Origin of the sequence: Pseudomonas sp. MYb327, assembly GCF_040438925.1 — a bacterium.
Lineage (GTDB): Bacteria > Pseudomonadota > Gammaproteobacteria > Pseudomonadales > Pseudomonadaceae > Aquipseudomonas.
The window spans coordinates 3,369,742-3,383,592 of record NZ_CP159258.1 but is presented as its reverse complement, the minus strand read 5'-3'; the positions used below and the strand labels follow the sequence as shown (position 1 = coordinate 3,383,592).

Here is a 13,851-nt window from a genome sequence, read left to right as displayed (position 1 = left end):
ATATGGAAGTGAGGTGTCAGTATGGCTAGCAAGAAGGCCGAAGAACGATCGGTGCCGACCTTTGATCATTCAGTTCATAGCGAGTTAGGTGGTCGTCTCGGTGAATTGGTGGATGAGGTCTTGCGTCTGCATGGCCGGGTAATGAGCGTGAAGCGGCCATCAGTGCTGGGTGGCCCTGGTCAGACCTTTGTGCTGGCCTCGGTAGTACTGGCAGCCGAGCCGCCGACCGTAGCGCGAATTGCTCGCAGCCTGGGTTACACGCGTCAGGCGATTCAACGGCTGGCCGATGTTCTAGCTGCGCAAGGCTATGTGAGTTACGAGGACAACCCGCATCACAAAACGTCCAAGCAGTTGGTTGCCACCGCATTGGGACGGCAGGTGTATGCACAGGTGAACCAGGAAAGTGCTGAGTGGACCGAGCGTATTTCTCAGGGACTGGATGTTGCAGCCCTGGACCAGACGCTGGAAGTGTTGAGGCAAGTGCGCCACAACCTTGAGCAGGACAAGAGTGCCTCCGTGCAAGGAGGGACCGAACAACAATAACGATGGGGAAATCGGATTATGGGAACTTCGATACGCGTGCCGGGCCGACACAATCGGTGTTTGCACAGGGCTAAACCGAACCGTAAAGGGGGAGGTTGCCAAGTATGAAGCCGATACTTCCCGATTTCGAAGGATTGCTGGATTGGTCGGTGCTGCAACCGTGGCTCGATGCTGCCGACCTGCCCGGCGATGGCCCGATCACCGAAGTCCACCAGCTTACCGGTGGTTCGCAAAACAACCTGTTCATGCTCAATCGTGGTGCCAGGCAAATGGTGCTGAGGCGTCCGCCCCGACATCTGCGTGCCAACAGTAATGAAACCATGTTGCGCGAAGCGCGGGTGCTCAAGGCGCTGGCAGGCAGCGAAGTACCTCATCCGGCACTGCTGGCGGTGTGTACCGACCGTTCGATGATGGGCGTGAATTTCTTCCTCATGGAGCCGCTTGAAGGCTTCTCCCCAGCAGGCCAGTTACATGGACGCTATGCCACCGAGGCGAGTTGGCGCCGACAGATGGGTGAGTCTTTCGTTCGTGCGGCGGCGTCGTTGAGCCAGGTGGATCACCAAAAAGCGGGGCTTGCAGACTTCGGTCGGCCCGAGAATTGGCACGGTCGTCAAGTCGATCGCTGGCGCTCGCAGCTGGATGGTTATCGCGATACCCCAGGCTATCAGCAGAGTGACTTGCCCAGCGTCGATGCAGTTGGACGCTGGCTCGCTGACAACGTCCCGGAAGATGGCCGCATCGGCATTATCCACGGCGACTATCAGTGGCCCAACGTGATGTTTTCTCTTGAGTCACCGCGCATCAGCGGCCTGATCGACTGGGAACTGTCGACCCTTGGCGACCCGCTGCTGGATCTTGCCTGGGTGTTGACATCCTGGCGTGAACCGGGCGACCCACAGATCCCGGGCGCTGGCAGCAAGCCGGTGGTTGAGCCTTGGGATGGTTTCATGTCCCGCAGTGAACTGATTGCACTGTATGGCGAACTGACCGGACGTGATCTGTCCAGCCTGCCGTGGTTCTTCGTGTTGGCCTGCTACAAGCTCGCCTGCCTGCTCGAAGGCACCTACGCGCGCTCCCTGGTCGGCAAGGCGCCCAAGGAAATGGGCGAATACCTGCACAACTATGCCACCTGGCTGATGGCCAAGGCTCGGCAACTCATCTCTGCCGCCTGAGCGGTCCATTGCAACGCTGTTTGGGGAAATACCATGTGGGATTTTTCGACCGACCCTGAGTTCCAAAAAAAGCTGGACTGGATCGACCGTTTTCTGGTCGAGGAAGTGGAACCGCTGGACGTGCTGTTTCCATCAGTGAGTGTGGTTTACAACACTCGCCACGAAGCCTCACGGGCCATCCTCAAGCCGCTCCAGGATGAGGTTAAACGCCAGAAACTTTGGGCCTGCCACCTTGGTGAGGAGTTGGGTGGAGAAGGCTACGGCCAGGTCGCTCTGGCCTTGATGAACGAGCGTCTGGGGCGCTCTTTGTGGGCGCCAACCGTGTTCGGCACGGCCGCACCGGACACCGGCAACGCTGAAATTCTTGCCATGTTCGGTACCCCGCAGCAAAAGGAACGCTACCTGCAACCGCTGCTCGATGGCGATATCGTTTCCTGCTTTTCCATGACCGAGCCGCAGGGTGGTGCCGATCCACGAGTGTTCACCACCACGGCTGTGCGTGAGGGTGGCCATTGGGTCATCAACGGTGAGAAATGGTTCTCCTCCAACGCACGATATGCCGAATTCGTGCTGGTGCTGGCGGTTACCGACCCCGAGGCACCGATCCAGAAGCGCATGTCGATGTTCATCGTGCCGCGGGAGACCGCAGGCCTGGAGATCATCCGTAATGCGCCGTACATGGGCGAGCGCCTGGAAATGGACGAGGCGACTGAGGGCTATCTGCACTACAACAACGTGCGTGTCCCGCTTGATCACATGCTGGGTGAGCAAGGCGGTGGGTTTGCAGTGGCTCAGGCGCGCCTCGGTGGTGGTCGGGTGCATCACGCCATGCGGATCGTCGGGCAGTGCCAGCGGGCCTTGGACATGATGTGCGAACGGGCGCTCAGTCGGCGTACCCAAGGCACGCTGTTGGCCGACATGGGGACCGTGCAGACGATGATTGCCGACAGCCAGATCGAGCTTGAGCAGTTTCGCCTGCTGGTCATGAAGACCGCCTGGATCATCGATCGCAGCCATGGCGATCCGCGTCAGGCCCGCGCTCACATCGCCATGGTCAAGGTCGGCATGGCCAAGATCTATCACGACATCGTGCAGCGCGCGCTGCACCTGCATGGCTCCTTGGGCGCGACCTTCGAAACACCTCTGGCCTACATGTGGATGAATGTGCCGACATTCGGTCTGGCTGACGGCCCCACCGAGGTCCACCGGGTGACCGTGGCCCGCGAGCTGCTGCGTCGCTACAAACCCGCTGAAGGCATGTTCCCCAGCGAACATCTGCCGCCGAAGATCGCGGCAGCACGGGCCCGGTACGCGCACATCCTGGACAATTAAAACGGTGAATTTGCAATGACCGATTCAACTAACCACGAGTCGTTGTTCGACCTGACCGGCAAAGTCGTGCTGGTCACGGGTGGTAGCCGAGGCCTGGGTTACCAGATGGTCCTAGCCTTCGCCAGGGCGGGCGCCGATGTGATCATTGCCAGTCGCAAGCTCGATGCCTGCGAGGCCGTTGCCGAGCAAGTGCGGGCGCTGGGCCGGCGCGCGCTGGCGGTGGCTTGTCATGTTGGCAAATGGCAGGAAGTCGAGCGCCTGGTCGACGTGGCCTACGCCGAATTCGGTTACCTCGACGTGCTGGTCAACAATGCCGGCATGTCGCCGGCCGTGCCTTCACATGAGGTCACCGAGGAGCTTTTCGACAAGGTCGTCAGCCTGAACTTCAAGGGACCCTTCCGCCTCGGTGCATTGGTTGCCCAGCGTATGGCCGCGGGCAAGGGCGGTTCGATCATCAACGTCAGCAGCACCGGTGGACTGCGTCCATCACCACAGATAGTGCCCTACGCAGGGGCCAAGGCTGCGCTGAACGCCATGACCGTAGGGCTGGCGCAGGAATATGGTCCCAAGGTACGGGTCAACACCATTTCGGCGGGACCGTTCCTCACTGACATTTCCAAGGCCTGGACTGAAGAGATGCGCGAAACCTGCGCCAATGCCCTCGGCCGACCGGGCAAACCGGAAGAAATCATCACCACGGCGCTTTACCTGGCAAGCCCTTACTCCAGTTATACGACAGGCTCTTTGATCAAGGTGGACGGCGGACTGCCATAGGCGGTCCGCTGGCAACTGCGCATAACACCTGAATAACAACAAGAGGCAGGAACATGCAGCTCCAAGGTAAGAAAATCATCGTCACCGGTGGCGCGCGGGGCATTGCTGCCAGCGTCGTGCGCGCCTATGCCGCGCAAGGTGCAAAGGTCGCGTCCCTGGATATACTGGACGCCGAAGGCGAGCAAGCCGCCGATGAGGTCAATGCGCAATTTCCGGGCGCCGTCACCTTTTATCATTGCGACATCGCCAATCGCGGCGAGGTCGCCGCGGTATTCGAGGCTGCCGTTGGCCTCATGGGTGGGCTCGATGCCATGGCCAACATTGCCGGTGTCGAACGCACTGCACCGGCTGAGGATATCGCCCAGGAACATTGGGACCTGATCTTCGACGTCAATGTGCGCGGCACCCTCCACACCAACCAGTCGGCCTTCGAACATATGCGCGAGCGTGGCGGGCGCATCATCAACTTTGGTTCGGCCGCCGGCCTTACCGGCATGTCTGGGGCGGCTCACTATGCGGCCTCCAAAGGCGCAGTACTCGCCTGGACCCGCACTGTGGCGCAGGAGTGGGCGCGTTACGGGATCACGGTCAATGCGGTGGCGCCGATGATCTGGACGCCGATGTACGACGCCCATCGCGCCAAGATGACGCCCGAAGAGCTGGTCAGCCATGACCGGCATCTGGCGTCGATCATTCCGCTGGGCGGCAAGCTGGGAAATGCAGATCGCGATCTGGCACCTGTCATGGTTTTTCTCGCCAGTGACGGCGCCCGGTTCATCACGGGGCAAACCCTGAGTGTGGACGGCGGAACGGTGCCCGTACGCTGAGAACTGGCTCGATATGGAGTGAGCTTCATGTTGGAACTTGCTAACAAAAGGGCCGTAGTGACGGGGGCTGCCAGTGGCCTGGGTTTGGCCATGGCGCGTTTATTTGTGGCCGAAGGCATGCATGTTGTACTCGCGGATTTACCGGGAGAGAGGCTCGATGCTGCCGTTCAAAGCTTCGATGCAGGGCAGGTAACGGCAGTGCCCACCGATGTCAGCGATCCGGGATCGATGGCTCAGTTGGCTGAGCGGGTCAGGGCTGAAGGTGGCGTTGATCTGCTGTGCAATAACGCAGGTATAACCGGGGACTTACCTCGCTGCAGTTGGGAACATGACCTGGCGAATTGGCGGCGGGTGCTGGACGTCAACTTGCTTGGGGTAGTCAACGGATTGCACAGTTTTGTGCCGATGATGCTGGAGCAGGGCAGGGAGGGGCATATCGTCAATACCGCTTCCATGGGTGGCTTGATGGCCTTGCCTTTCATCAGCCCCTACGCCGCAGCCAAGGCGGCGCTGGTTGCACTCTCGGAATCCCTGGATCTGGAACTCAAGAGTTTGGGTGCCGATATTGCCGTTTCAGTGCTGTGCCCGGGGCTGGTGCCCACGGGATTGACCGGGCCCGGTGGTGACCATGTCGATTCCCGGGCAGCGCCTCCCGGCGCAACAGCGACAGCCTTTCATGAACACGCGCAGAAAGCCGTGCACAGCGCATCAGTGACGGCCGAGCAGGTGGCGATGCAATTGTTGATCGCCATTCATGAAAAACGCTTTTACGTGCTGACCCACGAACACTCTCTCGAGCTTGCCGGCCAGCGCTTGCAGCGGCTGACACGCGATTGCTCACCCCATTACCGGAGCTCACAAGCATGACCCTTTTACCTTCAATCCAGAATCCGCAAGCACTGCCAGGGTGGTCTGCGGGCGAGTCCGATACGGTCAACGATGTGGTCCGTCGTGCAGCCCGCGAATTCGGTGACAAACCGTTCCTCGATGTTCTGGGGCAGGTGCTGACCTTCAACGACATCCAGCGTGAGGCCTGTCGTCTTGCCAATGGCCTGGCTACGCTGGGCGTGGTCAAGGGCCAGACGGTCGTGACCATACTCGACAACAACTGCGATGCGGTGTTGATGTGGTTCGCCCTGAACAAACTGGGTGCCATCAGCGTGCCGGTGAACACCGCGTTCAAGGGTGAATTTCTTCGTCATCAGATTGCTGATGCGAATGCGGCGTTGGTCATCGCCGAAACCGTTTATGCCGAGCGTGTCGGCCAGATCGCCGATCAGTTGCCAGACCTGTGCTACCTGATTCACCGCGGTGATGCGCCCACTGAATGCCTTGGCAATATTGAGATCGTCGACCTGGAATGTCTGCGCAGTGATGATGATCACGATCCTGACGTCAAGGTCTCACCGGGCGATCTGACCATGCTGATCTACACCGGGGGGACCACCGGGCCGTCCAAGGGCTGCATGATCAGTCACAACTATGCGTGCAACGAAGCGCGGCAGATGATCATCTGCCTTGGTCGCACGCGAGAGTCGATCACTTGGACGCCGTTGCCGCTGTTTCACCTCAATGCCACCGTGACAACGGTGCTGTGCAACCTGATGATTGGCGCACGTGCAGTGGTTTATCCGCGTTTCTCGGTGTCGGGTTTCTGGCCGGATATCGAGCGCAGCGGCGCCAATGAGGCGAACCTGCTGGCTTCGATGGTGCCGCTACTGGCAGGTGGGCCAGACAACGACGCGATGAAGCGTTGCTACGGGCAACTGGACAAGGTCTACGGCGCGCCATTTGCGCCCGAGTTGCAGCAACGCTGGCGTGAGCGCTTTGGCGTGCGGCATGCCGTGGGTGGCGCAGGTTTTGGCCTGACCGAATGCGCCATCGTGACCATGTTGCCGTTCGGCGACCCTTATAAACCCAATTGCGCCGGCAAACGCTGCGACTCCTTCGATATTCGCGTGGTGGACGACAATGACGTCGAGCTGCCCTATGGCACACCAGGTGAGCTGATTGTGCGTCCGCTCAAGCCCCATGTGATGTTCGAGGGTTACTGGAATCGCCCCGCCGACACCTTGAAAGTCATGCGCAACATGTGGTTCCACACTGGCGACATCGGCATGATCGACGAGGAAGGCTTCTTCTTTTTCCTCGACCGCAAGAAGGATTACATGCGCCGTGGCGGGGAAAATATCTCCAGTTATGAGATGGAAAAAACCTTTGCAGCTCATCCGCAGATCGAAGATGTCGCGGTGCATGCCGTGTTCTCCGAGCTGTCCGAGGATGAAGTCAAGGTCACAGCGGTATTACGACCAGGCAGTAACGTGACCGAGGAGGAGCTATGTCGCTGGGCCATCGATCGAGTGCCCTACTATGCGGTACCGCGCTACATCGAGTTTCGCACCGAGGTGCCGCGCAGTCCGGTTGGGCGGATTCTCAAGTATGAACTGCGTGATGAAGGCGTCACTGCTGCGACATGGGATCGGGTCAAGGCGAACGTGACGTTTGACAAGCGCTGAAGGCAAGGCGATGATCAGTAAAAATAACAATAAGTCAGTTATTGGGCTTTGGTGGTTGAAATGGGCAGCGCGACATTCGCTGTCGATTTCTCAATCTTTGAGCGCTTGCTAGCTGAAAACTGAAAAAAGCTGATGGAGTGTCTGTATGTCTCGCTCATCTGAAAAGCCAGGAACGTCCCTGGCCATCAATTTCACCGAGTTTCGCTTGGGGTGGAGGGTGCTCATCCTCGCTCTGATCGGGATTGGCACTTCCGTCAGCGTTGCTCCGCTTTATGCATTCGGCTCCATGATTGTGCCCTTACAGGAAGCCTTTGGCTGGACCCGAGGCGAGATACAACCGGCCATTTCCTTTTTATTTGCAAGCTCGGTGATCTCCATCCAGATCACCGGTTGGTTGTTCAAACGCTACGGAATTCGCCTGGTGACCTTGTGTTCCCTGGTGGCGTTGGCACTGGCCTACGCGCTGATGACATTCAACACCGGCTCCATCTGGCAGTTGTACGGAGGTTACGCGCTGTTGGCATTTGCTGGTCTTGGCACCATGCAGGTGACCTGGACGCAGTTGGTCAACCTGTGGTTTGACCTTAACCGGGGCCTGGCCTTGGCGATCATTCTCTCCGGCACTGGGCTCGCTGCATTGGTACTGCCGCCGGTGTTGAGTTGGGCGATCGGGCAATGGGGCTGGCGCGCAGGTTACTGGGTGCTGGGTCTGTTGCCGCTATTGGTGACTTTGCCGTTGTCATTATTCTGGTTGTCCACAGCGGCACCACTGGTCAAGCAAATAGCTGTGGCAGCCGGGGCTGATGTCGAAGCGGTCAAGTTGCCGGGTATGGACTTGCGTCAAGCCGCACGGTCACGACGCTTCTGGGTCTGTAACTTTGCGCTGCTGCTGGCCGTAACGGCCATGATCGGCATGGTAATCAATACCGTGCCAATGCTGCGCGACAAAGGGCTATCGGCGGCGGAAGCAGCCAGTGTCTTCAGTATTTATGGCGTTTCCCTGGTGCTTGGCCGGGTCGTGGTCGGTTACTTGATTGATCGGCTCTGGGCACCGGGCGTTGCCTTTGTGGTGTTGCTGACCCCGGCCTTTGGCTGTCTGATCTTCATGACGCAGAGCGACATGCACATTCTAATGCTCGGTTCGATTCTGGTTGGCCTAGGGGCTGGCGCGGAAATGGACATCGCGGCTTTCCTGATGGCGCGTTATTTCGGTATGCGCGATTACGCCAGGGTCTATAGCCTGCATATGGGCGTCATTGGCCTGGGCAGCACCCTCGCACCCTTTGGGTTCGCGATTCTGTTTGCCCGCACCGGCACCTACGACTCGATGCTGACCTATTGCGTCCTGGCTTTCCCGTTGTGTTCGGTGCTGTTGCTGACGCTAGGTCGCTATCCGCGCTTCGACGGGGCATCGACGCCGGAGCGCTCACCTGCAGGCGAACCATTGGCCATGGGCCAACCCGTTTCTCGAACCTCGCTTTGAATACAGGATAAACCTATGGCAGACGGTGCAGCTTTTCTGGCCAATCTCATGGCGGACCAGGGTATCGATCCCCTGATGCAGCACCTGGAAATTCTTGGGGCGCCGCAGATGTACGAGGAGGGGGCGCGGCTTCAGGTCCGACTCAAGGATTTCCATATGAACGGCGGTGGTAGCGCCCATGGTGGGCTGATCATGACCCTGATGGATGTAGTCATGGCCTGCAGCACTTTCGCTTCCGGGCGCGACCAGCATTGCGTCACCGTGGAGATGAAGAGCAGTTTCATGCGCCCTGGGGGGCAGGCCGGAGACGTTCTGAATGCGCAGGGCTTTCTGCGTTCGAGCAGCCGCTCGCTGGCGTTCTGCGATGCTGAGGTGCGCAATGAAGCGGGTGAGTTGCTAGCCACCGCCTCCGGTACGTTCAAATACATCAAACGTCCGGTTTCTGTTCTCTGACGATTTTGCCCGGGATGCGTTATGAGTCTTTCTGATGCTGCGCAAGCCCGGTTCTGGGACCAGGAGCGACTGGCTGAACTGCTGAACGTTATCCCGCAGGATTCGTTGGTTTTTACCGGCGATGTTCACGATGCCAATCTCAATGGCCGGGTCTTCGGTGGGCAACTGTTGGCGCAGGCTTTTCTGGCTGCCCGGCACTGTTGCCCGGACAAGCAGCCAGCGACGCTGCATTGCCTGTTTTTGCAAGGCGCGTTGCCGACGCTGCCCATTACCTATCAGGTGACGCCGCTGCAGGAGGGCAAGCGCTTTGCCAGCTTTCATGTCAGTGGATTGCAGCAAGAACGTCGGGTGCTCGACGCTCAAGTCAGCTTTCAGGTACCTATCGAAGGTTTCTTTCATGTTGAGGCGGCGCCAGCGGTGCCAGACCCTGAAGAGCTGCCTGCAATGAGTCAGTTACGTCACGGTGGGCGGGCAGACTGGGGGCGTTTCGAGAAAAGCTGCGCGCAGTTACGTATCGTCGATCCACAGCGCTATCTATGCGAGTCTTCGAGCCAGCCGAATCTCGTCTTTTGGGTAAAGTTGCATGAACGCTTGCCCGAAGATGACGCGGTGCAAGCCGCTGGCCTGGCCTATCTCAGTGACTTTTGGATCAACAGCGCGGCGATTCTGCACCATGTCGCCCTGATCGAGGCGCGCGACCGTCTATTTATCGCCAGCCTCAACCATTCCCTCTGGTTTCATCGTCCCTGCCGTGCTGATCAATGGTTGCTGTTCGTCTGTGACAGCCCCAGCCTCCAATCTGGGCGTGCCTTGTCCAATGTGCGGATCTATGACCAGCACCGACAATTATTGGCGTCGATTGCGCAGGATTGCCTGATCGGAGAGCGCGATTGAGTCAGGCTGTTCACCCCCCTTGCATGTCACCTTCCGCCTGACGGCTCTGGAGAGTATCGCGGTGAAAAAACTTCGGGTTATCGTCTGTTATACCGGCGGTGTGGGCCGCCAAATCATCCGCCTTCTCGATGGTCACCCCGGGATGGAGCTTGCCGGTGTACTCGTCCATGACGAAAAGAAGGATGGCGTTGATGCAGGCATCCTGAGCGGCATTGGGGCCATGGGTATTGCGGCGACGCGCGATCTGGAAAAGCTGCTCGCCGTGCCTGCCGATTGCGCGTTGTGGCACGGTACATCGTGGAACGCAGGGATAGTGGAGCGCTTCCTGCGCCGCGGCACCAACGTGTATTCCGGCATTGGCGGCTGGTATCTGCAGGGGGAGGCGGAACTTGCGGCACTGGAAGAGGCCTGCGAGGCGGGCAATGCCACGCTGGTCGCAGGGGGCAATATCCCCGGATTGATCAGTGATGTGCTGCCTCTGTTCGTTTCCGGCTATGCCGGCCAGGTCACGTCGATCCGGGCCTGGCAACGCGGTTATAACGCTCACTATCCGTCCGCCGTGCAATTGAGCCAGGGTTGCGGATTTGGCATTCCGGTGCATCAGCAAACGAGCGGAGCGATGGTGGACAACCTATGGCTGTGGGGCATGCGTCAATCCGCTCGCATGGTAGCCGACGGCCTGGGGTTGGAGTTGGGCGATGTGAAAATTACCAACAAGGAGTACGCGCTGGCGCCGGAAGACATGGTGCTCGAAGCAAGCGGCCTGCACATCCCGGTCGGAACCCCGGCTGGCGTGCGATGGACCTTCACCGCCTATTCCAGCGGTCGTCCGTTTCTTCAGATCGTGAACGAGCAAACAGCTCGGTTGGCACTCGGTCCTGACTGGCGGCAGCGGGCAGACGAACCCAATTGGCGGGTCGAGATAGACGGCTCGCCACGAATCTGCTGTGAGCTTTGGGCGCAACCGGGTGAAGATGGGGTGGATCACGCAGCAGCGCTGAACGCAGCGCGGGCGGTCAACTTTGTACCGGGTGTCGTGGCCGCGTCGCCGGGCTGTCGTTCCATCCTCGATCTGCCGGCGCCACACGCTACGCACTTTGCGTTTTCCTGATCAAAAAAAAAGGGCCCGCGACGGCCCTTGAAATGATCCGCGTTGCCCTCTTCTAGTGTGCCGGGTAGTGGCGTTGGAGGAACTCGATAATGGCGGCATTGAACAGGTCGTTCTTGTCGCCAGCAACCATATGACCGGCGCCTTCCACGTCGACGAAGGTCATATGAGGAATCATCGCCTGCAATTCTTGCGCACCCTCGGGGCTGACCACGTCGCTCTGCTTGCCGCGAACCAGCAAGGTCGGAATGTCGATCTTGCCAGCAGCGTCCTGCATCCGTTGTGCGATGCGGGCAACCTTTTGCCGGTGATCTCCGGCAATGAAACGCGGATCCCAGTGCCAGTACCAGCGTCCGTTGTCACGTTGCCTGAGGTTTTTCTCCAGTCCACGCGTATCGGTCGTTTGCTGGCGGTGAGGGTTGTAAGCACTGACGACCTGGGCTGCCTGCTCAAGTGAAGCAAATCCGTCGGCATTTCCTGTCATGAACTCGAGAATGTGATCCACGCCCTTAAGCTCCAGGCGTGGGGTGACATCGACCAGAATCAGGCAAGAAGCCAACCGCGGGTCAGCCGCACAGGCCAGCAATGAGTTGACCCCACCCATCGACGCTCCTACCAATGCAGGCGCCGCTCCCAAAGTATCAATAACGGCCAACAGATCTTCGACCTGGGATTGCGGGCCGTAATCGCCGTTTTCTATCCAGTCCGATTCCCCATGGCCCCGAGCGTCCAGTGATATCACCCGGTAGCCTGCTTCGGCCAGAGTCCGGTGCGCCCGAGACCAGGAGTGGCGGGTTTGACCACCACCGTGCAGCAATAAGACCGGCGGGCCATCCTGCGGGCCAGAAACATCTGCGGCCAAGCGATTGCCGATACCGCCAGTGAACCAGACAGCTGTACTTTTCATGGCAAATTCCTTGGCCGTCGTCATTCAGCGTTTGGCCAGTTTCAGGCCGGATTTTTCCCGATCCCAAGTGGTAGCGGTCACGCCTTCATCGCGCAGCTGGAACTTGTAGATGCGTCCCAGCGGGCTTTTCGGCAACGCCGAGCGGTATTCAATGTAGCGGGGTACCGCGTAGTAGGGCATCTGGTCGGCGGCCCAGCGGCACAGATCTTCCTCGCTGAGGGCATTGCCTGGCTTGAGGGTAATGGTGACCTTCAGTTCATCCTCACCCAGATCTGAGAGCACAGCGTGAGCGGCCACCTCGTCGACCGTTTCATGCTGAAGGAATGCACTTTCCACTTCGAAGCTGGAGATGTTCTCGCCGCGACGACGCAGATAGTCTTTCTTGCGATCGACGAAATAGAAGAAGTCATCCTCGTCGAATTTGCCGATATCGCCGGTGTGGAACCACATGTTACGCATAACTTTGAGCGTGTCTTCCGGACGCTTCCAGTAGCCATCGAACATGACGTTGGGTTTGCGTGGGCGAACGATGATCTCGCCGGGTGTGTTGGGTGGCAGCTCGACATCGTTGTCGTCGACGATGCGTACGTCGAAGTCTTCGGTATTGCGCAGGCCGGAACTGCCCGGTTTGCCAACCGTACCGAAAGGCAGAATGCTCGGCAGCGAGCACTCAGTGAGGCCAAAGCCGCCGCAGACGGTATGGGTGACACCGAATCGTTCTTTCCACTGTTTCTGCACGGCCTCGGGGAACGGTGCACCCCAGACTGCCTTGACCTGGCCGCGGCAGCGGAGGCTGGATTCGTTGTCCGGTGCGCCCGCCAACATGGGCATCATCGCAGCGAGCAATTGCACATCGTTGGCGCCGGTACGTTCGATCTGCGGCCAGAAATTGGACACCGAGAAACGAGGGTAAATGGCGATCCGGGCACCGACCATCATGTTGGCAACGACCGTGGTGGCCACCGCATTGAGGTGGAAAAGTGGTAGCGGCGACCAGGTAATGGTGTCTTCCTGGCGATTGGTAATCACCAGCATTTGCCGCGCCAGGCTGCAAGTATAATTGTGGCTGACCATGCAGCCCTTGGAAGGGCCAGTAGTGCCGCCGGTGTAGATCAGCATCGCGAGGTCATGGGGCATGACCTGCACGTCCGGCTCGCTGGCGTCGTCGCTGAGCAGGTCACTCCAGGCCAGCAGTGTCTGCTTGATGCTGATGGTCGGGACGGCGCCGCGGTGTACCAGGGTGGTCAGTTCAGGCAGTTTGTCGGAAATGGCCGCGACCCGATCGGCGTAATCGCTTTCGGCAATGACGACGGCGGCGGCGGCGTCGCCCACCTGATGGCGCAGGAACTCCCCCTTAAGCGCAGTGTTGACCGGTACGCTGACGGCACCGAGCTTATTGATGGCAAACCAGATAAAGACAGCGTCGGCGGAGTTATCCAGCAGCGTCACCACGGTCTGGCCTTTCTTGACCCCCAGTTTGCTCAAGCCATTGGCCAGGCGACAGGCGGCCTGGTTGATATCGGCAAAGCTGTAGGTGTCACCAAGAAAATCCATGAACTGGCGGTCGCCATATTTCTCGGTAGCGCGCTGCAAGACGGCATTGATGGTGTCTAGCTGGTCAGTGCTCCAGCCGGGTTCACGTGCTGCCATGGATCTTCACCTCGATTTTGTTTTTGTAGGTGCCTCTCCACGCTCGGGACGAGAGCAGAGATTTCCCGCTATCTTAGCGCCAGTTCCAGAGCTGCGTAACACCCGCAATTTCAAATAACTGACTGTTTGACATTTTTTAGAGTCTGCCGCAGTGTTGCAGATGGGTCAATACTCAAGACCCTGGCAATTGCA

The 13,851-nt window shown here is 59.1% G+C and carries 13 protein-coding genes; 11 read left to right on the top strand and 2 right to left on the bottom strand.

Annotation, left to right across the window (positions count from 1 at the left end; genetic code table 11):
* Positions 1–21 precede the first annotated feature (21 nt).
* The 11 genes from ABVN21_RS15160 (at position 22) to ABVN21_RS15110 (ending at position 11,105) form a co-directional block, all read left to right on the top strand.
* Positions 22–543: a helix-turn-helix domain-containing protein gene (locus tag ABVN21_RS15160; protein ID WP_339552828.1), complete on the top strand. Its 522-nt coding sequence runs from the start codon at positions 22–24 to the stop codon at positions 541–543.
* A 104-nt stretch (positions 544–647) separates the two neighbouring features.
* A complete protein-coding gene (locus tag ABVN21_RS15155; protein WP_339552829.1) occupies positions 648–1,715 on the top strand; it encodes a phosphotransferase family protein in 1,068 nt (355 codons plus the stop codon).
* A 33-nt stretch (positions 1,716–1,748) separates the two neighbouring features.
* Positions 1,749–3,047, top strand: a complete 1,299-nt coding sequence (locus tag ABVN21_RS15150) for an acyl-CoA dehydrogenase family protein (RefSeq protein WP_339552830.1) — start codon at positions 1,749–1,751, stop codon at positions 3,045–3,047.
* 15 nt (positions 3,048–3,062) lie between these two features.
* Complete coding sequence (locus ABVN21_RS15145) at positions 3,063–3,821, top strand: SDR family oxidoreductase (RefSeq protein ID WP_096511924.1); 759 nt, start codon at positions 3,063–3,065, stop codon at positions 3,819–3,821.
* Between the two features lie 53 nt (positions 3,822–3,874).
* The gene (locus tag ABVN21_RS15140) at positions 3,875–4,648 is read left to right on the top strand and encodes an SDR family NAD(P)-dependent oxidoreductase (protein ID WP_339552831.1); all 774 of its coding nucleotides are present in this window, start codon (positions 3,875–3,877) and stop codon (positions 4,646–4,648) included.
* Positions 4,649–4,675: 27 nt separating this feature from the next.
* Positions 4,676–5,515 (top strand): SDR family NAD(P)-dependent oxidoreductase, encoded by an 840-nt coding sequence (locus tag ABVN21_RS15135; RefSeq protein WP_339552832.1) that lies wholly within the window; start codon positions 4,676–4,678, stop codon positions 5,513–5,515.
* Positions 5,512–7,164 (top strand): AMP-binding protein, encoded by a 1,653-nt coding sequence (locus ABVN21_RS15130; protein WP_339552833.1) that lies wholly within the window; start codon positions 5,512–5,514, stop codon positions 7,162–7,164. The genes ABVN21_RS15135 and ABVN21_RS15130 overlap by 4 nt, the downstream gene beginning before the upstream one ends.
* 145 nt (positions 7,165–7,309) lie before the next feature.
* Positions 7,310–8,647, top strand: a complete 1,338-nt coding sequence (locus tag ABVN21_RS15125) for an MFS transporter (RefSeq protein WP_339552834.1) — start codon at positions 7,310–7,312, stop codon at positions 8,645–8,647.
* Between the two features lie 15 nt (positions 8,648–8,662).
* Positions 8,663–9,100 (top strand): PaaI family thioesterase, encoded by a 438-nt coding sequence (locus ABVN21_RS15120; RefSeq protein ID WP_339552835.1) that lies wholly within the window; start codon positions 8,663–8,665, stop codon positions 9,098–9,100.
* A 21-nt stretch (positions 9,101–9,121) separates the two neighbouring features.
* Complete coding sequence (locus tag ABVN21_RS15115; RefSeq protein WP_339552836.1) at positions 9,122–9,994, top strand: acyl-CoA thioesterase domain-containing protein; 873 nt, start codon at positions 9,122–9,124, stop codon at positions 9,992–9,994.
* 19 nt (positions 9,995–10,013) lie between these two features.
* The gene (locus ABVN21_RS15110) at positions 10,014–11,105 is read left to right on the top strand and encodes a dihydrodipicolinate reductase (protein ID WP_339552837.1); all 1,092 of its coding nucleotides are present in this window, start codon (positions 10,014–10,016) and stop codon (positions 11,103–11,105) included.
* 52 nt (positions 11,106–11,157) lie between these two features.
* On the opposite strand, the gene ABVN21_RS15105 is transcribed toward ABVN21_RS15110, so the two are convergent.
* Positions 11,158–12,009 (bottom strand): alpha/beta hydrolase, encoded by an 852-nt coding sequence (locus ABVN21_RS15105; protein WP_339552838.1) that lies wholly within the window; start codon positions 12,007–12,009, stop codon positions 11,158–11,160.
* Between the two features lie 24 nt (positions 12,010–12,033).
* Positions 12,034–13,659: an AMP-binding protein gene (locus ABVN21_RS15100; protein WP_339552839.1), complete on the bottom strand. Its 1,626-nt coding sequence runs from the start codon at positions 13,657–13,659 to the stop codon at positions 12,034–12,036.
* Positions 13,660–13,851 lie beyond the last annotated feature (192 nt).

Coding starts and splice junctions, on each gene's coding strand:
- ABVN21_RS15120 (WP_339552835.1), top strand. CDS start 8,663: ATGGCAGACGGTGCAGCTTTTCTGGCCAATCTCATGGCGGACCAGGGT.
- ABVN21_RS15160 (WP_339552828.1), top strand. CDS start 22: ATGGCTAGCAAGAAGGCCGAAGAACGATCGGTGCCGACCTTTGATCAT.
- ABVN21_RS15155 (WP_339552829.1), top strand. CDS start 648: ATGAAGCCGATACTTCCCGATTTCGAAGGATTGCTGGATTGGTCGGTG.
- ABVN21_RS15115 (WP_339552836.1), top strand. CDS start 9,122: ATGAGTCTTTCTGATGCTGCGCAAGCCCGGTTCTGGGACCAGGAGCGA.
- ABVN21_RS15150 (WP_339552830.1), top strand. CDS start 1,749: ATGTGGGATTTTTCGACCGACCCTGAGTTCCAAAAAAAGCTGGACTGG.
- ABVN21_RS15125 (WP_339552834.1), top strand. CDS start 7,310: ATGTCTCGCTCATCTGAAAAGCCAGGAACGTCCCTGGCCATCAATTTC.
- ABVN21_RS15100 (WP_339552839.1), bottom strand. CDS start 13,659: ATGGCAGCACGTGAACCCGGCTGGAGCACTGACCAGCTAGACACCATC.
- ABVN21_RS15130 (WP_339552833.1), top strand. CDS start 5,512: ATGACCCTTTTACCTTCAATCCAGAATCCGCAAGCACTGCCAGGGTGG.
- ABVN21_RS15145 (WP_096511924.1), top strand. CDS start 3,063: ATGACCGATTCAACTAACCACGAGTCGTTGTTCGACCTGACCGGCAAA.
- ABVN21_RS15135 (WP_339552832.1), top strand. CDS start 4,676: ATGTTGGAACTTGCTAACAAAAGGGCCGTAGTGACGGGGGCTGCCAGT.
- ABVN21_RS15140 (WP_339552831.1), top strand. CDS start 3,875: ATGCAGCTCCAAGGTAAGAAAATCATCGTCACCGGTGGCGCGCGGGGC.
- ABVN21_RS15105 (WP_339552838.1), bottom strand. CDS start 12,009: ATGAAAAGTACAGCTGTCTGGTTCACTGGCGGTATCGGCAATCGCTTG.